This is a genomic window from Flavobacterium rakeshii (assembly GCF_009741375.1).
Taxonomy (GTDB): Bacteria; Bacteroidota; Bacteroidia; order Flavobacteriales; family Flavobacteriaceae; genus Flavobacterium; species Flavobacterium rakeshii.
The window spans coordinates 72,998-95,851 of sequence record NZ_WOWP01000016.1 but is presented as its reverse complement, the minus strand read 5'-3'; the positions used below and the strand labels follow the sequence as shown (position 1 = coordinate 95,851).

At 38.0% G+C, this 22,854-nt stretch carries 19 protein-coding genes and 1 other RNA gene; 8 read left to right on the top strand and 12 right to left on the bottom strand.

Features of this window, described 5'->3' with window-relative positions; genetic code table 11:
• Positions 1-18 precede the first annotated feature (18 nt).
• Positions 19-2,478 carry a TonB-dependent receptor gene (locus GN157_RS05855; RefSeq protein ID WP_157482235.1) on the bottom strand — a complete coding sequence of 820 codons (2,460 nt, stop codon included), beginning with the start codon at positions 2,476-2,478 and terminating at the stop codon, positions 19-21.
• A 13-nt stretch (positions 2,479-2,491) separates the two neighbouring features.
• Positions 2,492-4,210 (bottom strand): M23 family metallopeptidase, encoded by a 1,719-nt coding sequence (locus tag GN157_RS05850; RefSeq protein WP_157482165.1) that lies wholly within the window; start codon positions 4,208-4,210, stop codon positions 2,492-2,494.
• A gap of 181 nt (positions 4,211-4,391) precedes the next feature.
• Between GN157_RS05850 and GN157_RS05845 the strand changes: the two genes are divergently transcribed.
• The 4 genes from GN157_RS05845 (at position 4,392) to rny (ending at position 6,771) form a co-directional block, all read left to right on the top strand.
• Positions 4,392-4,682 carry a hypothetical protein gene (locus tag GN157_RS05845; RefSeq protein WP_035130434.1) on the top strand — a complete coding sequence of 97 codons (291 nt, stop codon included), beginning with the start codon at positions 4,392-4,394 and terminating at the stop codon, positions 4,680-4,682.
• Between the two features lie 6 nt (positions 4,683-4,688).
• A complete protein-coding gene (locus tag GN157_RS05840) occupies positions 4,689-4,985 on the top strand; it encodes a cell division protein ZapA (protein ID WP_157482164.1) in 297 nt (98 codons plus the stop codon).
• Between the two features lie 56 nt (positions 4,986-5,041).
• Positions 5,042-5,148, top strand: a non-coding RNA gene (gene ssrS / locus GN157_RS05835) — 6S RNA.
• A gap of 57 nt (positions 5,149-5,205) precedes the next feature.
• Entirely contained in the window at positions 5,206-6,771 is a 1,566-nt protein-coding gene (rny, locus tag GN157_RS05830) for a ribonuclease Y (RefSeq protein WP_157482163.1), read from the top strand.
• An 84-nt stretch (positions 6,772-6,855) separates the two neighbouring features.
• Here the strand turns inward: rny and GN157_RS05825 are convergent, their stop codons facing one another.
• The 7 genes from GN157_RS05825 to xerD all read right to left on the bottom strand — a co-directional run bounded on the left by GN157_RS05825 (position 6,856) and on the right by xerD (position 16,452).
• On the bottom strand, positions 6,856-8,265 hold the full coding sequence (locus GN157_RS05825; protein WP_157482162.1) for a TolC family protein: 1,410 nt from the start codon (positions 8,263-8,265) through the stop codon (positions 6,856-6,858).
• A 44-nt stretch (positions 8,266-8,309) separates the two neighbouring features.
• On the bottom strand, positions 8,310-11,495 hold the full coding sequence (locus GN157_RS05820; protein ID WP_157482161.1) for an efflux RND transporter permease subunit: 3,186 nt from the start codon (positions 11,493-11,495) through the stop codon (positions 8,310-8,312).
• A 31-nt stretch (positions 11,496-11,526) separates the two neighbouring features.
• Positions 11,527-12,663 carry an efflux RND transporter periplasmic adaptor subunit gene (locus GN157_RS05815; protein ID WP_157482160.1) on the bottom strand — a complete coding sequence of 379 codons (1,137 nt, stop codon included), beginning with the start codon at positions 12,661-12,663 and terminating at the stop codon, positions 11,527-11,529.
• 193 nt (positions 12,664-12,856) lie between these two features.
• Complete coding sequence (locus GN157_RS05810) at positions 12,857-13,453, bottom strand: TetR/AcrR family transcriptional regulator (RefSeq protein ID WP_157482159.1); 597 nt, start codon at positions 13,451-13,453, stop codon at positions 12,857-12,859.
• Between the two features lie 119 nt (positions 13,454-13,572).
• Entirely contained in the window at positions 13,573-13,965 is a 393-nt protein-coding gene (locus GN157_RS05805) for a response regulator (RefSeq protein ID WP_035130409.1), read from the bottom strand.
• On the bottom strand, positions 13,955-15,391 hold the full coding sequence (locus GN157_RS05800; RefSeq protein ID WP_197429403.1) for a sensor histidine kinase: 1,437 nt from the start codon (positions 15,389-15,391) through the stop codon (positions 13,955-13,957). Before GN157_RS05800 ends, GN157_RS05805 begins: the two co-directional genes overlap by 11 nt.
• Positions 15,392-15,552: 161 nt before the next feature.
• Positions 15,553-16,452, bottom strand: coding sequence for a site-specific tyrosine recombinase XerD (gene xerD / locus GN157_RS05795; RefSeq protein ID WP_157482157.1), 900 nt, complete (start codon positions 16,450-16,452; stop codon positions 15,553-15,555).
• Positions 16,453-16,545: 93 nt separating this feature from the next.
• On the opposite strand from xerD, the gene GN157_RS05790 reads away from it, so the two are divergent.
• Positions 16,546-17,160 carry a porin family protein gene (locus GN157_RS05790; protein WP_157482156.1) on the top strand — a complete coding sequence of 205 codons (615 nt, stop codon included), beginning with the start codon at positions 16,546-16,548 and terminating at the stop codon, positions 17,158-17,160.
• Between the two features lie 77 nt (positions 17,161-17,237).
• Here GN157_RS05790 and GN157_RS05785 read toward each other — a convergent pair whose 3' ends face one another.
• Positions 17,238-17,828 carry a porin family protein gene (locus GN157_RS05785; RefSeq protein ID WP_157482155.1) on the bottom strand — a complete coding sequence of 197 codons (591 nt, stop codon included), beginning with the start codon at positions 17,826-17,828 and terminating at the stop codon, positions 17,238-17,240.
• Positions 17,829-18,036: 208 nt separating this feature from the next.
• The gene (locus GN157_RS05780) at positions 18,037-18,624 is read right to left on the bottom strand and encodes a porin family protein (RefSeq protein WP_157482154.1); all 588 of its coding nucleotides are present in this window, start codon (positions 18,622-18,624) and stop codon (positions 18,037-18,039) included.
• A gap of 290 nt (positions 18,625-18,914) precedes the next feature.
• Here GN157_RS05780 and GN157_RS05775 point away from each other — a divergent pair, with 290 nt between their 5' ends.
• The 3 genes from GN157_RS05775 to GN157_RS05765 all read left to right on the top strand — a co-directional run bounded on the left by GN157_RS05775 (position 18,915) and on the right by GN157_RS05765 (position 22,486).
• Positions 18,915-19,457: a porin family protein gene (locus GN157_RS05775; protein ID WP_157482153.1), complete on the top strand. Its 543-nt coding sequence runs from the start codon at positions 18,915-18,917 to the stop codon at positions 19,455-19,457.
• 131 nt (positions 19,458-19,588) lie between these two features.
• Positions 19,589-20,005, top strand: a complete 417-nt coding sequence (aroQ, locus tag GN157_RS05770) for a type II 3-dehydroquinate dehydratase (protein ID WP_157482152.1) — start codon at positions 19,589-19,591, stop codon at positions 20,003-20,005.
• 3 nt (positions 20,006-20,008) lie between these two features.
• Positions 20,009-22,486: a DUF5686 and carboxypeptidase regulatory-like domain-containing protein gene (locus tag GN157_RS05765; RefSeq protein WP_157482151.1), complete on the top strand. Its 2,478-nt coding sequence runs from the start codon at positions 20,009-20,011 to the stop codon at positions 22,484-22,486.
• Here the strand turns inward: GN157_RS05765 and GN157_RS05760 are convergent, their stop codons facing one another.
• A complete protein-coding gene (locus GN157_RS05760; protein ID WP_157482150.1) occupies positions 22,487-22,750 on the bottom strand; it encodes a hypothetical protein in 264 nt (87 codons plus the stop codon). It abuts the gene before it with no gap.
• Positions 22,751-22,854: the final 104 nt, after the last annotated feature.

Sequence of the window (22,854 nt, the reverse complement as noted above, 5' to 3'; positions counted from 1 at the left end):
AGAAAATGTTTCAAAAAATTAAATTCTCGCAGTAAGCTTAAGGCTAAATACACGAGATGTTAAATAATTAGGGATTCCATACTGGTTTTTAGTATACACATCCCTTACCCATGTATTGGTAATCGCATTTTGGTTATTGAAAAGGTTAAATATTTCAAGACCTAATGACAACTCCTTAAATACAGATAGCCAGTGTCCGTCTTCAAACTTCTCACTACCATCTGTAAACACATAAGCAAAACCTGCATCGGCACGGCGGTAATCGTTAAGTCGTGACTGATACACATAAGAATCAGCATATGATGGTGAACCTCCCGGTAAACCTGTATTATAAACAAGGTTAAGATACATTTTCAGGTTCGGGATTGTAGGCACATAATCCTGGAAAAGAATACCAAACTTAAGGCGTTGGTCTGTAGGACGGGCAATATACCCCCTGTCGTTAATATTCTCTTCGGTTCTCATATATCCAAAACTTAACCACGATTCAGTTCCCGGTACGAGTTCCCCGTTAAGCCTCATATCAAGTCCGTAAGCATAAGCTACTGCATCATTATTGGCACGGTAACGAATCCTAACGTTTTCAATAGTATATGTATTTACATCGTCCAGCTTTTTATAATAAGCTTCCGAAACAAATTTAAATTTCTTTCCCTTTTTCGTTTTAAAACTATAATCATTACCCACTACAAAATGTATGGAACGCTGTGCTTTCACATCAGGATTTACCACTCCATCACTTCCCCTCAGCTCCCTGTAAAACGGTGGCTGATAATAAAAACCTCCCGAAACACGGAAAAGCATATCCATTTCCCAGTTAGGCTTTAAAGTAAACTGTGCACGCGGACTAATCACTATTTGGCTATCGCCGTCTTCGGCATCTCTTTGGGTAACCTGCCACTGATGTGCCCTTACTCCGGCATTCATCCATACTTCGCTTTCGCCTATTTTAGCTCTTCTGCTCCATTGTGCATAACCCGAAATCCTGTTAATTTGAGTAAAGTTTAGTGCCCTTACACTGTTATAAGGCACAAGTGGACCTGTGTAAGGGTTATACGGCTGATCGTTAACAGGCAGATCTATTATCGGCGGATTAAGCGAGAATCCGGCAGAATCGATAACCTCCCACTCCAATAAACGGTCACGTATGTCTTCTCGGGTATATTTAACACCCCATTCTATTTTATTCTTTTTAATATCATGATACCCTTTAACCTCAAGGTTAGCAATTAGTGCATCAAGATTATTACGGGCATGGTTTAACTGCGAACCTACAGCCCTGGCAAAACGTACATCACCAAAGGTTTCCGACCCTATATTGGTATCTACCTCACCTAGGGCATACTGTGCCAAAATATCAAAATGTTCCTGCTCCTGTGTATGGTATAGGGAACCTATAACTTTAAGCGTAAAATCTTCAGACACTTTGTAAGTTGACTTTATAGCTCCAAAATACGTTTTGTACTCGTCTTTTTCCTGTCCGTCATAAAAAATCTGAAGTGCAATAGGCTCATCAATAGTACCAAAGTTGGTTTGCCTGTATAGTGGCTGATAATGGTATTTATTTTCAGAAATATTACCAAGGAAACTTATCTCCCATTTTTCATTAGGCTTAAAGTTAACCATAGCCTGCACATCGGCAAAAGTTGGCTTATAGTTTGTTTCTGTTTGCTGACTGTTAACCAAAAGGCTGTTATCCCTGTAGCGTCCGCCTATAATACCACTCCATTTTTTATTTTTAGAAGCACTCTCCAGTGTAAGGCTACCGCCAAGGAAACTTGCTTCAAGCTGAGCACCAAATTCTTTAGGTCTTCTATAGGATATATCAAGTACTGAAGATAGTTTGTCACCATATTTCGCCTGAAAACCACCTGCCGAGAAACTCAGGTCTTCTACCATACTGGAGTTGGTAAAACTTAATCCTTCCTGTTGTCCTGAACGGATTAGGAATGGGCGGTATATCTCAATATCCTCCACATACACTAGGTTTTCGTCGTAGTTACCCCCCCTAACAGCATATTGTGTACTGAGTTCGTTATTAGAATTACCGCTTACAATTTTTATAAACTCCTCTACCCCTCCGGACGCCGAAGGTAATTTTCGTATGGTTTCCGGAGATACTTTTATAATCCCTTCAATACGGTCTTCTTCAGTATTTTTATCAATAACAACATTATCCAGCTCAGTATGACCTGTAAGCAGTATAAAATTCATTTCAGCAGTATCATTTTCTGCCATTTCAACATCAAGCGAAGATAGCTTAAAGCTGGTATGTTCAAACCAAACTACAACTTCCCTGTCAATAGGAATTGAAATTTTGTAAACACCGTTAGCGTCAGATACTGTTCTTACCGTACCTTCAATATCGGCATAATAAACATTAACTCCTTCAATAGGCTGCCTGTTTTCGTCTAAGAGAATTCCGTATAGTATCGGCTTTTGTTGGGCAAAAGCCACAGCACTGAGCATAAAAAGCATCAGTGTAAATAACTTATTTATCTTTTTCAACAGATGTTGTTTTTTGTGTTCTGAAAAAATGCGTCTCAAAGGTAGTAGAATTTCCTACATTATCTGTAACCGTAACTTTCAAATCGTTACGTCCTTCGTCTACAATTCCGTCGCTAAAATTATGAAATATTATTCGGGTCTTGTAATCATAATGCATTAATATCCACTTACCGTTTAGCCATGCATCAAATGTGGCTATACCTGCAAGGTCGTCACTTATTTTAACGCTAAAGCTATCTTTACTGCTCAACCATTTCCCTTCGGCAAAGCTTGCACTGTAAATTTTAGGAGCTGTATCGTCCTGTGCCAGCTTAAACTGCCCCAGGTATCTTACCTTAGCCGTAAGCCTGCCATTCTCCATGTAACTACTATTATACAACAGCCTTTTACCGTCTACTCCTGCTATGAATGTTTTTTGCAGCATCTCCGGAGACAAATGGCTAACGTCAAACGAAACTATTATATTGCCATGCACAGGCACCGAATCATCATGCAGGTACAATATGGAATCTTTCACATCAAAATCCATGTAAAAATCTTCGTACAGTGCATGTGCCGGTATAAATACCGAAACACCATCTTTCGTATAACTGTTATCATTTGCTGCCTTTACAAAATAAGGCGTAACTTTTTTAGACTGGGTTATAGTCGCCGGTTTGTCGCTATACTCTATACTTCCGTTTACTATACGTTTGTTTCCGTGAAAATCAGAAACCTCAATGCGGTAGTTTATTGTTTCACCTTCCTTAATATCAATTTTACCATTAGTGGTATTATCCCTAATAACCCCAAGGGTATAAGGTGTATTGATAAATAGTTTTTGGTAACGTTGCTTGGTAGCATTGTATTTTTGGTAATCAATAAAATTATTAATATACCTGCTTTCATCAAAAGCAAACTGATCGAAAACAACCTTAAACTCACGGTTTCCGTTTATAAAGGTCTCTATTTTAAACACTCCGTTATTACCAAGGCTCCCAGTACTCTTATCGGTAGCATTGATAGAGAAGCCCATCGCACCACGAGCATAAATTTTATCTGCCAGGTAAGTCCCGTCCTTTAATAATTTTAGATTCAGGGTAACCGGTTTTTCCGATTCGTTCACTACTGCCTTATCTCCTAAAGCATAAGCCATAACACCATAAACCGTAGGCTTCTGGCTGTCTTTCATTATTTTATTCAGACCGAAAAATAACGGATTAATAATCTCTTCGGTTTTGGTATCTCTGTACTCAAAATGCAGGTGAGGTCCGCCCGACCCTCCTGTGTTCCCAGAAAGAGCAACCAGTTCCCCTTTTGTAACAGGTAGCTCACCCGGTTGAGGGAACAATTCTATATCAAAACTTTTCTTTTCATACTGCTTTGCTCTAACGTATGCTTCAATTTCAGGAGCATATTTACTAAGATGCCCATAGAGCGTTGTATATCCGTTTGGGTGATCTATATACAAAGCCGTACCATACCCGTAACTGGATACTTTTATGCGTGATACATAACCATCGGCAGCGGCATACACAGGCAGTCCTTCCCTCTGTTCGGTACGGTAGTCTATACCGGCATGAAAGTGGTTACGCCTTAACTCTCCAAAAGTCCCCGAAGGGTGCAACGGTAAATCCATTGGGGAACGGAAATAATTTTCCGGATAATTTTCCTGGGCAAACAGCGCTGTAGTTGAAAGTAGTAGTAAAAAGAAAATTCTCATAAGGCTAAAATATAAAAAAAGCGTCTTAAAAAAAGCCTAACGCCCCGTGTTTGTTATAACTGTTTACATAGCAAATTATTACATACAATCTTAACACAATTCAACATTTTTTATAACAAACTATTGTTTCTAATTAAAGTAATATTAACTTTGTAGAATAATGTAATGAAAATTGACTGTAATGAACGGACTATCCGAAATAGTTGATTCTCTTGAAAATAAGCTAAATAAGCTAGTCCAAAAACAGGCAGTGCTTGAGCAGCAAAATCAGGAGTTAAGGGACAAAATAGCCCAATCGGCTTCGGTAATCCACAGTCAGGCTGAACAGATTGCCTCATTGGAAAAACACATTGAGACCTTAAAAACAGCTAATTCATTACTGGGCAGTGACGATAACAAACGAGAAACAAAACTCAAAATAAATTCATTAATCCGCGAGATTGATTATTGCATAGCTCAACTTTCTGACTAGCATGAAATGGATGATAAACTTAAAATAAAGATATCAATTGCCGACAGGGTGTACCCGTTAACAGTAACACCTTCGCAGGAAGAGGGACTGAGAAGCGCCTCTAAAAAAATTGATGCCATGATCAAGCAGTTTGAAGAGAGTTATGCCGTGAGAGATAAGCAGGATGTACTGGCAATGTGCGCCTTACAATTTGCCGCACAAATAGAACAAAAGCAAATAGACAAGTTTACCGATGTCAAAGATGCTTTTGAAAAACTCCAGTTAATGGATGAAAAATTGGGGAAATTTCTCGATGATAAATAAAATACGTTCTTAAAAATACGTCAAAAATACTGCCTACATTAGCACATATTTGATAAACTCAACACTAACAAATTAAAATGGGTGAATCATCGTTACTAAAGCATGCTGCCCCGAGCAGATCCTTGAACAGCGAGTTAGCTCAAAACTTGTCATTCACGAGTTTATACAATCTTCCTGATGTAGGCTTTTTTTATATATATATCTTACATAAAAACAAACTATGGACTCGACACTATTTATAATTATTGGCAGTTTCGCCGGTTTAGGGATCGGATTCGGGATCGCGAAGATTCTTGAGAAGAAAAACGTATCCACCCTAATCAAGAATGCGAAGAAGGAGGCGGCATCAATATTGAAGGATGCCAAGACAGATGCCGAAGCCATTAAAAAGGATAAATTACTTCAGGCTAAGGAAAAATTCCTTGAGCTTAAAGCTGAACACGAACAGGTAATACTTGGCAAAGACAAAAAAATTGCCGAGGCAGAGAAAAGAACACGTGATAAAGAATCTCAGGTTTCAAATGAGCTTGCTAAAAACAAAAAGCTTAACGACGAACTTGATAAAAAAGTTACAGATTACGACAACCGTATAGATTTCCTTGATAAGAAACAACAGGAAATAGACAAGCTACACAAAAGCCAGGTAGAGCAACTTGAGGTTATCTCAGGCCTATCTGCTGAAGAAGCTAAAAACCAACTTGTGGAAAGCCTAAAAGCTGAAGCCAAAACTACTGCTATGTCCCACATTCAGGACACTATCGAGGAAGCTAAGCTTACAGCGCATCAGGAAGCTAAAAAGATTATCATTAACACTATTCAGCGTGTAGGTACAGAAGAGGCAGTAGAAAACTGTGTATCTGTATTCAACATTGAATCTGACGATGTGAAAGGTAGAATCATTGGTCGTGAGGGTAGAAATATCCGTGCCCTTGAAGCTGCTACAGGAGTTGAAATTATTGTAGATGATACACCAGAGGCTATCATCCTTTCATGCTTTGATCCTGTTAGAAGAGAAGTTGCACGTTTAGCACTACACAAACTGGTTACAGACGGTAGGATTCACCCTGCACGTATTGAAGAGGTTGTGGCTAAAACGGCTAAACAAATTGAAGACGAAATTATTGAAGTAGGTAAACGTACTGTTATCGACCTTGGTATTCACGGGTTACACCCAGAGCTTATCAAAATTGTTGGTAGAATGAAGTACCGTTCTTCTTACGGACAAAACTTATTACAACACTCGCGTGAGGTGGCTAAACTTTGTGGTCTTATGGCTGCTGAACTTGGCCTTAACGTTAAGCTTGCAAAAAGAGCAGGTTTACTTCACGACATAGGTAAAGTGCCGGATACAGAAAGTGATCTTCCGCACGCATTACTTGGTATGCAATGGGCAGAGAAGTATGGTGAGAAAGAAGAGGTTTGCAACGCTATTGGTGCTCACCACGACGAAATCGAAATGAAATCGTTACTTTCTCCTATCGTACAGGTTTGTGATGCTATATCTGGGGCAAGACCGGGTGCAAGAAGACAGGTTCTTGACTCTTACATTCAGCGTCTTAAAGACCTTGAGGATATCGCTTACGGATTTGGTGGTGTTAAGAGTGCTTACGCTATCCAGGCAGGTAGAGAGCTTCGTGTAATTGTAGAAAGTGAAAAAGTAAGCGATGAAATGGCTGCTAACTTATCTTTTGAGATTTCACACAAAATCCAAACAGAAATGACTTACCCGGGTCAGGTAAAAATTACGGTTATCCGTGAAACAAGGGCGGTTAATATCGCTAAATAATTTACCCGAACCATATAAATAAACAACAAAAAAGCTGCCTTTCGGCAGCTTTTTCTTTTTAAATAAAACAAACAATAAACACCATCATTTCCAGCCGCCTCCCAGTGCACGGTACAAATCGGTCACGGCATTAAGCTGGTCTCTCTTCAGGGTTGCAAGATCAAGCTCACTTTGAAGCACATTACTTTGTGCGGTAATCACTTCTAAATAAGTGGCCATCCCTCTATTAAACAGTTTATCAGCATTCGTAGTTGCTTTTTGCAGACTTTCCACACGTTGTTGTGCAAAATCCTGCTCATCTTTAAGCTTTTCAATCTGTACCAGTGCGTCAGACACTTCACCAACAGCAACCAGTACACCCTGCCTAAAGGACAGAACCGCTTTTTCGCGTTCTATTTTTGCCACTTCATATTCAGTCCTCAGCTTTCTGCTGTTAAGTAATGGCTGGACTAATCCGCCCGCTACCATACCAAATAATGACGACGGCATATTAAACCAATTATCAGATTTGAAAGAGTTTAATCCGCCTGTAGCTGTTATATTAATAGCCGGATACATTTGAGCTTTAGTAACCCCTACCCTAGCATTGGCAGCTGCAAGATCGTACTCATACATTCTCACATCAGGTCTTCTGCTTACAATAGCAACAGGAAGTCCCGTACTTATATTTTCATAAACAGGCTCCAGGTCTAAAGAAGTTATCCTTGCAATCTCTCCCGGAAGCTCACCTGTAAGTATGCTTAGTGCATTTTCCTGAATAGCTATCTGTTTTTCAAGCATAGGTACAATTCTGGCGGCTGTAAGCTTTTGTGCATTGGCCTGCTCTACAGCAAGCGATGTTACCTGACCTGCATCAAACTGCATGCTAACCATACGTAACGTATTCTCACTCAACTCAAAATTCTTTTTGGCAACACTTAACTGTGCATCCAGCATTAGCAGGTTATAATAACCTTTTGCCACACCGGTAACCAGTTCGGTTTGCACTGCTTTTTTAGCTTCTTCAGTTTTCAGGTATTGAGCCAGTGCCTCTTTTTTCCTGCTGTTAATTTTCCTCCAGATGTCAGCCTCCCACGAAAGGTTTATCCTCGCGTTATAATCTTCAACATGACTGGTACCCAAAAAGTTTTTGGCACTAAGTCCGTTTAAACTGTTTTCAGACGGGATTGTTGTATTAGCATTCACATACAGGTTAGCCTGAGGTACATTACCCCATTTAGCCTGTTTTAGTAACTGATGTGAGGCTTCAATATTTTTAATGGCAATCTGTAAATCATAATTCCCAGATATAGCCTTACCTATTAAATCCTGCAATGCAGCATCCGGGAAAAACGTTTTCCATTCAACATCGGCAATCGTTAAGGTATCTGCAGTTACAACGGCGTTTCTATAAGCTTCGGGCAACTCAGGCTGCACCTCCACATCTTTAGAAACCTTACAACCTGTAAGTACCAAAAAGGCCGTGAATACTATATATATATTTAAATTTTTCATTGTTATCGATTAGAATGGCTCTCCTTTCGGAGAGCCTTAAAAATTTAATTCATCAGTTCAAGTTCAGCCGTTGCCGGATGCTCATGTTTAACCGGTTTAAGGTGTGGTTTACCTGATATTTTTTCCTGTAGGTACTGGAACACTATAAAGAGAACAGGAATGATAAACAGACCCAGTATTACTCCCGAAAGCATACCTCCGGCAGCACCTATACTAATAGAGTGGTTACCCTGCGCAGATGGCCCTACGGCAAACATCATAGGTATAAGCCCTACAATAAATGCGAATGAGGTCATGATAATAGGTCTTAACCTTAGTTTAGCCGCTTCTATCGAAGCCGACAGTAATGATTTCCCTGCTCTTCTTCGCTGCACGGCAAACTCTACAATAAGGATGGCATTTTTAGCCAAAAGACCTATAAGCATTACCAGTGCTACCTGAACATAAATGTTATTTGAAATCCCTGTAAGACCTATCGCAGCAAATACTCCGAATATACCTGTAGGGATAGATAATATAACCGCTAACGGAAGGATGTAACTTTCATACTGTGCTGCAAGCAGGAAGTAAATGAATAATAAACTCAGCATAAATATTACTGTTGATTGCCCTCCTGATATAATTTCCTCTCTTGTCATACCCGAGAATTCGTATGAATATCCCTGTGGCAGGTACTGTGCAGCTACTTCTTCCACAGCTTTAATGGCATCCCCCGAACTTACGCCAGGTGCAGGTATAGCATTTACACCAATAGAGTTGAACAGGTTGTATCTTGAAGCATTTTCAGGGCCATAAACTCTTTCCAGTTTTACAAGTGTATTAACCGGAACCATTTCGCCGTTTCTGTTTTTCACAAACACAGCATCAAGAGACTGTGCTGTGGCACGGCTATCCTTATCTGCCTGTACCATTACACGGTAGTATTTACCAAATCGGTTAAAGTCAGACACCTGTGCACTACCATAATAAGCCTGTACGGTTTGCAGTAAATCCTTAACACTTACACCAAGCTGTTCGGCCTTAACATCATCCACTTCCATTTCATATTGCGGATAATCGGCCCTAAACGGTGTAAATGCTACAGCAATTTCAGGACGCTTCATTAGCTCACCAATAAACTGGTTACCAACCTGGCTAAACTTATCCAGTTTGCCACCGCTACGATCCTGAAGTACGAAATCAAGTCCGTCAATATTACTGAATCCCGGTACGGTTGGGAAAGTAAATACAAAGAAGTTAGCTCCTTTTATAGCAGAAAGTTTCCCTCTTACCTCATTCATAATATCATTAATATCACTAATCGCTCCCCTTTCTTTTAAAGGTTTAAGGTTAAGGAACAGCACACCAAATGATGGGCTTGATGACTGCGTAAGCATATTAAAACCTGAAAGTCCGTCGATTTCCCTGTTAGCTTCCACAGTGCGAATTATGCTCTCTGCCTCTTCAAGTGTTTTAACTGTACGTTCCAGCGATGTACCTGCCGGCATTGATACCGATACCGCTATGAATCCCTGATCTTCCGACGGGATAAACCCTGAAGGAGTAGTATTTACCATCCATACGGTAGCCAGTATTACAACTCCAAGTCCGCCAAGGCTTAACCATTTATGACGCACAAGAAAACGTAAACTACCTAAGTAACGGTTGGTCACTTTCTCAAAACCATTATTAAATCCGGTAAAGAAACGTTGCTTGAAGCTGGTTTTCTCATGGCCATTTTGATTATGACTGTGATTGTCTTTTAAGAAAAGTGCCGCCAGTGCCGGGCTCAGCGTAAGTGCATTTACAGCCGATATTACAATTGCAATAGCCAATGTAAAGGCAAACTGCCTGTAGAATACCCCAGTAGATCCTTCCATAAATCCAACCGGAAGGAACACTGCCGACATTACCAATGTAATCGAAATAATAGCACCTGTAATTTCACTCATGGCAGATGTGGTAGCCCTTTTAGGGTCCATACCCTGCTCCATCTTGGAGTGCACTGCCTCGACGACCACAATGGCGTCATCCACCACAATACCAATAGCCAGAACCAACGCAAACAGTGTTAACAGGTTTATGGAGAATCCAAACAGGTTCATAAAGAAAAAGGTACCCATAATCGCTACCGGTACAGCAATTGCCGGAATTAATGTTGACCTGAAATCCTGAAGGAAAATATACACTACAATAAACACCAGTAAGAATGCCTCTATAAGGGTCGATTTTACCTGAGATATAGAAGCATCAAGCATAACCTTAGTATTATAAATACCTACCCTTTTAATACCTTTAGGAAAGCTTTTTTCGGCTTTAACCAACAGGTCGTTAATCGCTATCTGAATATCATTAGCATTAGATCCCGGTAACTGGATAACCATAATGTTAGTACCCGGTTTACCGTTAATCCTTGTAAAGTTACCATAGGTATAAGAACCGAACTCTACCTTAGCCACATCTTTTAATCGAAGTATGGATCCGTCAGGATTTGTACGGATTATTATATCCTGATAATCTTCCGGTTTGTTAAGCTTTCCTTTATACTTAATTACATATTCGAACGATTCGGCACTGTTTTCACCAAATTTACCCGGAGCCGCCTCAAGGTTTTTATCCTGAATAGCAGCCATTACCTCCTGTGGAGTAATGTTATAAGATGTCATTTGGGACGGATTAAGCCATACCCTCATCGAATAATCTTTATTACCACCAAAAATCGCTGCCTGACCTACACCCGGTATCCTTTTTATCTCAGGGATAATATTGATTTGGGCATAGTTAGTAAGGAATGTCTGGTCGTATGTTTTTTCGTCTTCAGAATATAGTGCAGCCACCATAATAAGGCTGTTTTGCTGCTTGGCTGTAGTAACCCCTGCCTGTATAACCTCGGCAGGCAACTGGCTGGTAGCCTGAGCCACCCTGTTTTGTACGTTTACAGCAGCCTGATCGGGATCTGTACCCAGTTTAAAGTATACTGTAATTACAAGTGAACCATCGTTACTGGCTGTAGAGCTCATATAAATCATGTTCTCCACACCATTAATAGACTCTTCCAGTGACGGGGCTACCGAACGAAGTACCGTTTCGGCATTTGCCCCTGGGTACAGCGCCGTAACCTGAACCGCCGGTGGCGCAATATCAGGAAACTGCTGTAATGGTAATTTAAAGAGTCCCAATACCCCTACAATTACCAATAGGATGGATATGACCGTAGCCAGAACCGGCCGGTCTATAAATTTTTTAAACATTATGTTCTAAAATTAAATTGTTGGTTATAAATTATTTAGAAGCAACTTCGGTTTCTGCTTTTTGCGGAGTCACAACTGCACCCTCCTGAAGGTTTTCAAAGCCTTTATACACAATTCTGTCGCCCGACTGAAGTCCTTCACTTACCAAGTAATCGGTACCGCTTTTACCTAATATCGTAATAGGTTTTTTAGCCACTTTATTGTCTTTGTCTACAGTGAATACAAATATCCTGTCCTGTACCTCAACAGTAGTAGCCTGTGGTATAAGTATAACATCACTATGATCTATACCTAAACGTACCCTACCTGTGTTACCCGAACGAAGTAAACCTTTAGCATTAGCAAAACTGGCTCTTAACGTGATAGCACCTGTTGTGTTATCAAACTGCCCGTCTACCATATCGATTTTACCCTGTGTTTCATAAACCGTATTATTAGCTAAAACCAATGATACCGGAGGAAGATTTTTAATTTTTTCATTAAGGGTGTTTCCTTCATACCTGTTTCTAAAGCTTAAGAACTCTGATTCTCCAAGCGAGAAATAAGCATGAACCACAGCAATGTCTGACAGGGTTGTTAATGGTTGTGGGTCGGCTGCCGAAACAAGACTTCCCTGTTTTTTAGGTAATCTGGTAATATAACCGTCTACCGGAGCAGTGATAAGCGTATAACCTAAGTTTATTTGTGCAGATGCCACTGCTGCTTCAGCTTGTTTTTTATTAGCTTCTGCCATTTTAAGCGAAGCTTTGGCTGTTTTTAACTGATAGTCTGAAACTACCTTTTCATTTACAAGAGGTGTTAACTTCTCTACCTCAAGCTGTGCATTTAAAAGTGCAGCATCGGCAGCATTTAAGTTACCTACAGCACTATTAAGCTGTTCCCTGTAACGATGGTCGTCTATTTTAAAAATAGGTTGTCCTGCCTTAACAAAAGCGCCTTCATCTACATAAAGTTTCTCCAGATATCCGTCTACCTGCGGGCGTATCTCGACATTTACGCGCCCTTCAACTTTTACCGGATATTCCTGATATGTAGTGGCTTGCCCTTTGCTTACAGCTAAAACAGGTACCGCAATCTCCTGTGCTGCAGGAGCTGTGGCTGTGTTGCCGGAGCAGCCGTATAAAAATAAAGCTGCTGCAAGAACTAAGAGTAATGAAATTCTTTTCATAATAGCATTAAATTATTTAATGATGTTAAATTGTTAGATAAAAAAATTGATGATTGAACGAATGATTACTGTTTGTCTACATTAGTTAAATTATTTAATGGTGTTAAGTAAATGATTAAAAAAAGTGTAAGGCTTATTATTTTTACGGTTTTAAACTATTTAACAGCGTTAAGTAAGTGATCAAAAAAAAGGATTACTCCTCTTCTATATAACGGATGATACCTGTAATAGCATCTTTTAAAATTTGCTTATTGATGTCATCAGAAAGACCGTTACCTACTATATTAATGGATATTAACCCATGAATAACCGAGAAAAAGGTAAAATACTTTTGCTTTATAACATGAGGATCGGGTTTTTCAACCTTCATCAGTTTTGCAATACAACCACTTATTAACTGGTAAGGCGTATCTGATTCGGTAGTTCGCTGTGCACAACAGGTCATCTCTACCCCATACATAAGCTGATACATTTCTTTGTTCTTAAGAGCAAAGTTCCAGTAGGCCAGCCACATGCCTTCTAACTGAATTGCCGGATCATCTGAATCTGCTTTGGCAGCCTCTAAATCCTTAATCAATATGGTAAAACCTTTACAGGTTAACTCCTGCAGTATAGCTTCTTTATTTGCAAAGTACTCATAAATAATGGGCGCAGTATACTCAATTTTGTCAGCAATTTTTCGCATACTCAGCCCCTGCCACCCTTCATCTTTCACAATCTCTCTGGCAGCTGTAAGTATGTTAGCACGGGTCTCCTCCTTCTGTCTCAATATGCGTTCTTTGCTCCCCATTTTTAAAGCTTTTAAATTACTTAACAGTGTTAGGCAAAAGTATGACGATTATAAATTATAGCAATACTTTTGATTATTGTTTTTTCTTATAGTTGTAATAAACAAAATTGATTTATAGCTTAAATAAAGATTTTATCTAAGTCTTCCTTACAAATTGGTTTTAAAAAATAATCTTTTACGACCCCTGTAAATTCTCTTGCCTTATTAATATCGACCTCATTATTGGATGAGCTTATCATATAAATAGCCTTTGGGAGTTTATCAAAGTTATCTTTAACCTTAATATATTCTTCCAAAAACTGCCATCCGTTCATAATTGGCATATTAACGTCCAGCAATATTAAATCAGGTAAATCGTCAACATCGGTACGGGAGCTCATAAAATCTATGGCATCCTGTCCGTTTTGAAAAAAAGAAGACTTAACATCAATCTTATTCTGCTTAAGAAGGTTCTTGAGCAAAAAATGATAAATTTTATCGTCATCTATAACATATAAACTCCTAATCTTCATCTTTAAAATAAATTTTAAACGTAGTTCCTTTATTCACTTCACTGTAAACCTCTACGCTTCCGCCCATGGCTTCTATCTGGTTTTTTGTAATAAACAGTCCAATACCCCTGGAGTTTTGGTTTTTATGAAATGTTTTATACATACCAAATAAAGAATTTTTGTGTTTTTTAAGATCAATACCCAAACCGTTATCAGTTATGGAAAGTATTTTTTTACCGTCTTTTATTTCAAAGTCATACATAATAATAGGAGACCTTTCCGGACTCGAATACTTTATGGCATTTGTAGTAAAATTAAGCAATATACTTTCAAGATACGCCGGATTATAAGTAACCATTACATCTAGTGGGATATTAACCTCAACATTTACACCATGTTTTTTTATTTCGTTATGCAATATGTTCAATATATTCTTTAGGTAATGACGCAGGTTTAACCTTTCCTTTACGTTTTTTACCTCAAATTGTATTTCTACAAGTTCTTTTAAGTGCCCTATGGTAACATAAAGTCCGTTTGAAATAGCCTCAAGGTGTTCAAGCATTTCTTCCCTTTCTTCCTGATCGGCATTCTTAAACACATCTATAAGCATTTTAAGATTACCGGCATGCGACCTAAGGTTATGTGACACTATATGTGCAAAGTTAACAAGTCTGTTGTTTTGTTCACCAACAATATCAATAGTATTTCCAAGCTCTATCTCCTTTTCTTTTAGTTGGGTGATATCTTTATGAGTACCTATAGACCGTATTGGTGTTCCTTCATTATCAAACTGTACTATCCTACCACGGCTCAATACCCATTTGTATTTACCTTCATCAGTTTTTATACGGTAAATATTTTCAAACGATGGTGTTTCACCTACAAGATGTCTCTCTTTTGCAAGGGCATGCTCTCTTATGTCTTCAACATGCATACGTTCCTGCCAGTCTCTTAAAGGTATTATAGCTTCTTTTTCTTCTTTCCCGATAATTTTCATAGACTGTGCAGAAAAATACACCATATTGGTTTGCATATCCCAATCCCAAATCCCTTCAGATGCTGCCTTAAGTGCAAACTTATAACGTTCTTCTGAAACCTGTAACTGATGTTCCTGCTCTTTCTGTTCAGTAATATCACCTACTCTTCCGTAAAAGTGAATACTACCGTCTTCCTGTTTCTCTGGTTTTGCATTAAGCCTCATCCAACGCAAACCACGTTTTGGTAACTGAATCCGAAAGTCTAGGTTCCAGTTTATCATATTTATGCGGGAATAATCCAGACCTTCTACAAATACATCCCTGTCCTGTTCCAATATTCTGTCATCATAAAACATTCGGGGATTTGCCATCAGTTCGTCAACAGTGTATTCAAAAACATCGTTAACCGCCTCACTTAAAAAAAGTACCGTATAACCATTCACCTCATCCCATGAGATGTAGAAAATCATATCAGGTAGTTGATTCAGGAGTTTTTTATAAAGGCCGTCTATTTTTTGGCTATGTTGGGAAACAGTCATATATCTTTTCTGAAAATTGCACATTGCGCTACGAAAGCAAGCACAATTAATCCGAATGAAACTTAGTAAAATTTTAAGAATTATGCAATTTTTTATTTTCTTGGGTGGTAAGTATTTAAAATCTTGTTCAGGAATTTCCTGTCTAAATGCATATAGACTTCGGTTGTAGTAATAGATTCATGCCCCATCATGAGTTGTATAGAACGCAAATCTGCGCCATTTTCCAAAAGGTGTGTAGCAAACGAATGCCTAAACGTATGGGGGCTTATGCTTTTATTTAGCCCAATAGCCTCTGCCAGTCTTTTTATAATGGTAAACACCATGGCACGGGTTAATCCGCTCCCTCTCCTGTTAAGAAAAAGAGTATCCTCATGTCCTTTTTTAACCTCCAATTTATTTCTCATACTATCCCTGTACAGGCTAATATATTTTTGAGTACTGTTACCAATAGGTACAAAACGCTGCTTATTACCTTTACCTGTAATTTTTATAAACCCTTCATCAAAAAACAAATCTGAAATTTTAAGACCTACTAATTCTGAAACCCTTAAACCACAACTGTAAAGCGTTTCAAGCATTGCCCTGTTACGCTCTCCTTCATTACTACTTAAATCTATAGCTCTAATTAAGTCATCAATTTCTTCAGTAGAAAGTGTATCGGGCAACTTTCTTCCTACTTTAGGCACTTCAATAAGCTCCATAGGGCTATCTTTCCTGTAGTCTTCAAAAACAAGATAGTTAAAAAAGCTTTTGAGTCCGGAAATAAGCCTGGCTCTTGATCTCGGGTTAAGTTCTTCAGCCATTTTATAGATAAAATCCTGTATAGTTTCTTCGGTAATTTTTAATGGTGAAATATCCTGCCCCGTACCCTCTAAATACCTCACTAACCTGTTGATATCTAAGGAATAATTCTCAACCGAATTTACAGATAAACCACGCTCTATTTTGAGATATGATTTATAGTCTGTTATAAATTTAGTCCAACTTTTCATACAGGTTAAAGTTATGTGAATTAAGAAATCCTTGATAATTAGCCCAAGATTAATAATATAATTTTGAGATGCAAAACAAAAATTATGAAAAAGATGAAAAGACTAATTAAATTATTTTCGGCAGGGATTTTAATGATTGGAACGATTACAACGGCAAATGCACAAAGCAGCGATGCACTTACACCTAGTTTTGGTATAAAGGGTGGTGTTAACTTTGCCAGTATTACCGGAGATGATTTTAACAGTCCCGACTCAAGAACCAGTTTTCACGTAGGTTTACTGGCAGAATTCCCTTTAACCGAAATGTTCTCTTTACAAGCCGAGGCACTTTATTCCGGACAGGGATTTGAGAGCGATATGGATGGCGAAATTTTTGGTGGTGAAGGCAAGGTTGAATACCAACTTGACTACATTAATGTACCGGTACTGGCTAAAGTGTATATTTTAGACGGACTGAGTATTGAAGCAGGACCTCAGTTTGGTTTTAAAGTAAATGAAGAAATTGATGCCAATGCTAATGCAGATGACGGAGACTTAAACCTTGATGAAGCAGAAGATTTTGATTTTGGTGTAGCCGCCGGTGTAACTTTTGAAACCCCTATGGGCCTATTTGCAACAGGCAGATACACACAGGGTTTTACTGACATTGTGAACAACAGAGATATTAAAAACTCTGTATTCCAAATTGGTGTAGGATATAAATTCTAAACCTTACTCCCACAATATAAAAACAAAAACGCCACCTGTAGCTACAGGTGGCGTTTTTTATTACATAACTAAAACAATTAGAATTTGTAAACAATACCAAAGTTGATGTTATCTAAATTAACACCAAAATCAAAATTGTCTGTAGATTCTGCGTTATCATAATCAGGTTTTGTTGTTGAGTAACTAAGGATACCAAAAGTAGCCTCAAGTGCAAAATGCTTAGATACAAAGTAGTTGATACCAGGTGCTACACCTACATTAAAACCATCTACTTTCACTTCAGTAGGACCTTGTTCATATTTACCGTTTTGATAACCAACACCTAACTGACCAAATAAAGAGAATTTGTTAGCCGGAGTAAAATAATATCTACCAAAAGCACCTATTTCAAATTCATTGTATTTTACATCTTCAGCGTTAGGAGCCTCATCTTTAGTAGATGTATAACCTAATGAAAGCCCTACAGCAATGTTTTCACTAACAAAATAACCTGCGCTCGGAGCAATGTTAAATCCGTTTGTTTTAACATCACCTGTAGACTCAGAAGAAAAACCTACAGCACCCGAAAGGAAAAGATCTCCTTTAGCAAAACCATTATTTTCTGTTTCCTGAGCATTAGCTAAACCAAAAGCAAAAACTGCTGCTAATGATAATAATACTTTTTTCATCGTTTTTTGAATTTAATTGTTACGAGGCCAAAAGTAAAGAAAGAACAACAATAAAATGTAAGATTTTTTAGATAAAAAACAACACTGACAATCAAACAATTAATAAAAAATAACTATTTAATAACTTAGAAACCCTGCTTTAATTAAAAAATAAAACCTCCCTAAAAGGGAGGTGATTAAGATTTGGTATGTGTATTCTAAACTTAATTTAAAATTTGTACCCTACAGAGAAAGAGATTACATTGTTGTTGATTTTTGGAGCATCAGCTCCTTCAAAACCTTCAACATCGTTAATATCTGCTAAACCGGCACTGTATCTAGCCTGAAAGAAAACTCCTGAAGGAAGCTCATAACCTACACCTCCGTTAAGAGCAAAATCAATACTTTTAAATGAATCTTTTGCATCGTCATCATCAACTTTAGCACTCATAAGGAAACCTACCTGAGGACCTGCCTGTATACTAAACCCTTCAAAAAGGTAATATTTAGCCATAATAGGCACATTAAGATAGTCAAGTTTCATATCTTGTTCAACTATAGAAGCAAAACCATCTAAAGTTTCAAACTTGGCACCCTGCATAGAATAAACTATCTCTGGCTGGATAGAAAACTGTTCTGTAAGTTTAAATTCGGCTACTACACCTACATGGAAACCTGTTCTTGAACCGGAAGTTTCAGCATCACCTCCAAAATCGGCAATGTTTAAACCTGCTTTAGCTCCAAATTTAATATCCTGAGCCTGAGAAGCAAAACCGAAAGCCAATAAGGCTGTAGCTGATAATAAAATTTTTTTCATTGGTTTGTTAGTTTTAATTGTTACCTGTCAAATATATAGTTTTTTTAATAAGAAAATTACCCATACTTGAATATTATTTCATCATTTTTCGCGATTTATTTAAAAAATAAATAATTTAAACGTTAATTATAAGTTAAAAACAAAGAATTAAATAATTTACCTTTAAGAAACTTTTAACCTAAATCTGTCATAAATGTTAGCTTTAGTACTATTTTTCTCAAAAGTTATTATATAAATTTGTTTGAAAACAAGCCACAACAATGTGGAGTAACCAACTTAAATATAGTACTATGAAAAAATTCCTTTTTTTAATTGCTGCACTTGCCGGAAGTTTTACCATGAACGCACAGGGTATTGATCTGGGTGTAAAAGCCGGAGCTAACTTCTCTAACTTTCAAGGCGATATTAATAGTGACGGTATAACAAGTTTCCATGCCGGTTTAGCTTTAGAACTTAACCTTGTACCTATGTTCTCTGTACAGGCAGAAGGGCTTTTCTCTTCTCAGGGAGCCAAATACGATAATGCATTTGGAGCTGCCGAAGACATTAACTTAGATTATATCTCGGTACCGGTACTTGCCAAATTTTATGTTGTACCGGGCAAATTAAGCCTTATGGCAGGCCCACAGTTCTCATTCCTTGTAAACGATGCTAAAGATGCTTTTGAAACTAAAAGTTTTGATCTTGCCGCATCTGGAGGTGTGGAACTAAAAATTATTATGGGACTATTTGCACAGGCACGTTACAACATTGGCTTAAACAATGTAAACGACAGTGGTGACGCTGATATTAAAAACGGCGTGTTCCAATTATCAGTAGGATATTATTTCTAAAATCAGGTAATTATAATTCGGGGCCGGATGCATTTTTGTATCCGGCTTTTTTTATGGCTTTAAATGTTAAATTTTTTCTTACGCATTATGCATTCTTACTGGCTATTTTCTACTTTTACAAAAAGACAGAAATGAAAGTTATAATAATAAACGGACCTAACCTTAACCTGCTTGGAAAGCGCGAACCTGATGTATATGGCAGCAGGAGTTTTGACGATTATTTTGAAACACTAAAGCATCGTTTCCCTCAACTGGAATTAAGCTATTACCAAAGTAATATTGAAGGGGAAATTATCACTAAAATACAGGAAACCGGATTTGATTATGACGGTATTGTTATTAATGCCGGAGCCTACACCCATACTTCCATAGGCATAGGCGATGCTATTAAAGCGGTTACCACACCTGTTATAGAGGTACATATTTCAAATACATTTTCGAGGGAAACTTTCAGGCATCAATCCTACATATCTCCGGTATCAGCCGGTGTGATTGTAGGTTTTGGGTTAAAAAGCTACGATTTGGCTTTACAGTCCTTACTACCTTAATGTATGAAAAAATGCCTGCTACTGATATTATTTTTATATAGCTCCCTTACCATTGCACAAATAAGGGGCAGGCTAACTTCATCACAGTCGGGCGAAGCAATTCCCTACGCCTCTATAACGGTTATAAACAGCCCGTATGGCACCTCATCAAACGAGAATGGTGAGTTTTACTTACCAATTACCGAAAAAGGCTCTTACACATTTATATTCCGTTCCCTTGGTTATCAAACTAAAGAGACAACAATTACTATAAATGAGGTCCCGTTTGACCTCAATACAAGCCTTAACCCTACAGAATACTTATTAAAAGAGGTAGTAATTGAAAGCCGCGAAGATCAGGCTAATGCTATCATAAAAAATGCTATTGAACACAAAAAAATCAATACGCAGAAAACTGCTTTTTATGAAGCCGACTTCTATTCCCGAGGAATAATAAGAATAAATGACGTACCTGAAGAAATACTGGGACAGGAAGTAGGAAACTTTAGCGGCACGCTGGACTCTACCCGTAGTGGCGTATTATACCTTTCGGAAACTGTTTCCAGAATACGTTATAAACGTCCATATAAAATAAATGAAGTTATTACGGCTTCTAAAGTAAGCGGAGACGATAACGGCATGAGTTATAACAACGCCTATGCTGCCGAGTTTGATTTTTATGAAAACTACCTGCCGTTTGAAACCAGTGTTATCTCTCCTCTCGCAGGTAATGCTTTTAACTATTACAGCTACAAACTGGAAAACACCTTTAACGACAAGAGTGGTCATTTAATTAATAAAATTAAGGTAACACCAAAAAGAGATAGTGAGCCCACCATGTATGGCTACATCTATATTGTAAATAATAGTTGGGAACTATATGCTGTGAACCTTAGCATAAAAGGATTACTTATAGATCAACCACTGGTTGACATACTTACCATAAATCAAAATTTTGGTTACAACAGCCAAAAAGAGGCATGGGTTAAAAACGTACAGATTATTGATTTTAATGCCGAAATTTTTGATGTAGGTCTATCGGGTAGGTTTAGTGCCGTGTACAGCAATATTAATTTTGATGTTGATTTCAAAAGTAATCCGTTAACCAATAAAGTACTGGACTTTGAACAAAATGCAAACAGCAAGTCCAATAGCTACTGGAACAAAACCAGACCAATCCCGTTAACACAAGAAGAAAAAGAAGACTACATTAAAAAAGACAGCCTTGAAAAACTGAAAGAAAGTCCGGAATATATTGAACTACAAGACCGTAAAAAAAACAAGTTCTTACTATTTTCACTACCTATAGGCTATACGTATTACAATACCGATGAGAACTGGAAAATTACATTTTCAGGACTTGCCAGAAAGTTAGGATTCAATACCGTACAGGCTTACCACTTAGCCCCTACTTTTACCTTTACAAAAACAAACCCTGAGACCAAAGCCTATACTACTTATGGAACCAACCTAAACTATGGTTTTGCCGAAAAACGCTTCAGGGCAAATGCATTCATCAGTCATAAGTTTAATAATATTAGCAACCCTATAGTAACCCTAAGCGGAGGAAGCAGCATAGAACAGTTTAACCCCGAAAATCCTATTAACAGGATGGTAAATAGTGTGAGTACTTTATTTTTTAGGGATAATTACATGAAACTGTATGATGTAAACTTCATTAAGTTTAGTTATGAGGAAGAACTGGTAAATGGTATTGAGTTTTTCGGGTCGGTAGAATACAACCGTAAGCGTTCGTTATTCAACAACACTAATTTCTCCACCATTAAAAATGCCAAAAAACCATATACATCAAATAATCCGCTTGATCCCGAAGCTTATGACACCCCTGCTTTCGAGAAGCACAACATGATAAAAACATCTGTTTCTGCCAGGTTTACCTTTGGACAGAAATACATGCTTAGACCTCACGAAAAAATAAACCTGGGCACTAAATACCCAAGAATACTTTTAAAATATGAAAAGGGTTTTGCTTCCAGTATAGACAACTACAATTTCGATCACCTATCGGCAAAAATAACCTATGATGCTACCATAGGTAATGTTGGCGATTTAGGAATAAGCATACGTACAGGTCAGTTTTTTAATAGTGACAGCATAGCCTTTACCGATTACAGGCATTTTAACGGCAACCAAACCCATGTAGGCAAATCAGAACGTTACCTAAATGTATTTAACTTCCTGCCATATTATACACACAGTACTAACGATAAGTATCTTGAAGCCCATGCCGAATATAACTTTAAGGGCTATCTGGCCAATAAGGTTCCGCTATTTAATAAACTAAACTATTATCTGGTTACAGGCTACCATGTGCTTGGCGTACCTAATCAAAAACCATATATGGAATTTACCGTAGGGCTTGATAATCTGGGATGGGATCGTTTCCGTTTTTTAAGGATAGATTATATCCGTTCCTATGATGGTAAACAAATGAGTGATGGGGTTATTTTCGGGCTAACCTTCCTCGATATTTTGGAATAGTTACTTTTTATTCCTGAAAACACTGGTTCTAAAATCTTCAAGAGGTTCTTTTTGCCTAAAGCGTTCAATATCTTCCAGCGTAGAACACTTTATATTGAACTTCACTCCGTCAATCGATATAGGTAGCGTAACGGTTTCTACTCCGGTCAAATCTTCATCAAGATAGTCTTCCATATCGTGCACCACATAAAACCATTCTTTATCAAACTGAATTTTATTAACCGAACTGTCTTTGCGCAGCTCTGCTTCTTTAATCTTTTTCATGGCACAGGGAGTAAAAATAAAGCTCAAAGATACACAATGTACCTCAATAATCATCCGTTATAAAGCACGCTCAAAGTGTAACAAAATATACTTCTTCAAGTCTT

Coding starts and splice junctions, on each gene's coding strand:
- GN157_RS05820 (WP_157482161.1), bottom strand. CDS start 11,495: ATGTTTAAAAAATTTATAGACCGGCCGGTTCTGGCTACGGTCATATCC.
- GN157_RS05765 (WP_157482151.1), top strand. CDS start 20,009: ATGAAAAAATGCCTGCTACTGATATTATTTTTATATAGCTCCCTTACC.
- GN157_RS05800 (WP_197429403.1), bottom strand. CDS start 15,391: ATGATTTTCTACATCTCATGGGATGAGGTGAATGGTTATACGGTACTT.
- GN157_RS05805 (WP_035130409.1), bottom strand. CDS start 13,965: ATGAAGATTAGGAGTTTATATGTTATAGATGACGATAAAATTTATCAT.
- GN157_RS05790 (WP_157482156.1), top strand. CDS start 16,546: ATGAAAAGACTAATTAAATTATTTTCGGCAGGGATTTTAATGATTGGA.
- GN157_RS05810 (WP_157482159.1), bottom strand. CDS start 13,453: ATGGGGAGCAAAGAACGCATATTGAGACAGAAGGAGGAGACCCGTGCT.
- GN157_RS05775 (WP_157482153.1), top strand. CDS start 18,915: ATGAAAAAATTCCTTTTTTTAATTGCTGCACTTGCCGGAAGTTTTACC.
- GN157_RS05850 (WP_157482165.1), bottom strand. CDS start 4,210: ATGAGAATTTTCTTTTTACTACTACTTTCAACTACAGCGCTGTTTGCC.
- GN157_RS05815 (WP_157482160.1), bottom strand. CDS start 12,663: ATGAAAAGAATTTCATTACTCTTAGTTCTTGCAGCAGCTTTATTTTTA.
- GN157_RS05780 (WP_157482154.1), bottom strand. CDS start 18,624: ATGAAAAAAATTTTATTATCAGCTACAGCCTTATTGGCTTTCGGTTTT.
- GN157_RS05785 (WP_157482155.1), bottom strand. CDS start 17,828: ATGAAAAAAGTATTATTATCATTAGCAGCAGTTTTTGCTTTTGGTTTA.
- rny (WP_157482163.1), top strand. CDS start 5,206: ATGGACTCGACACTATTTATAATTATTGGCAGTTTCGCCGGTTTAGGG.
- xerD (WP_157482157.1), bottom strand. CDS start 16,452: ATGAAAAGTTGGACTAAATTTATAACAGACTATAAATCATATCTCAAA.
- GN157_RS05845 (WP_035130434.1), top strand. CDS start 4,392: ATGAACGGACTATCCGAAATAGTTGATTCTCTTGAAAATAAGCTAAAT.
- aroQ (WP_157482152.1), top strand. CDS start 19,589: ATGAAAGTTATAATAATAAACGGACCTAACCTTAACCTGCTTGGAAAG.
- GN157_RS05825 (WP_157482162.1), bottom strand. CDS start 8,265: ATGAAAAATTTAAATATATATATAGTATTCACGGCCTTTTTGGTACTT.
- GN157_RS05760 (WP_157482150.1), bottom strand. CDS start 22,750: ATGAAAAAGATTAAAGAAGCAGAGCTGCGCAAAGACAGTTCGGTTAAT.
- GN157_RS05840 (WP_157482164.1), top strand. CDS start 4,689: ATGGATGATAAACTTAAAATAAAGATATCAATTGCCGACAGGGTGTAC.
- GN157_RS05855 (WP_157482235.1), bottom strand. CDS start 2,478: ATGCTTTTTATGCTCAGTGCTGTGGCTTTTGCCCAACAAAAGCCGATA.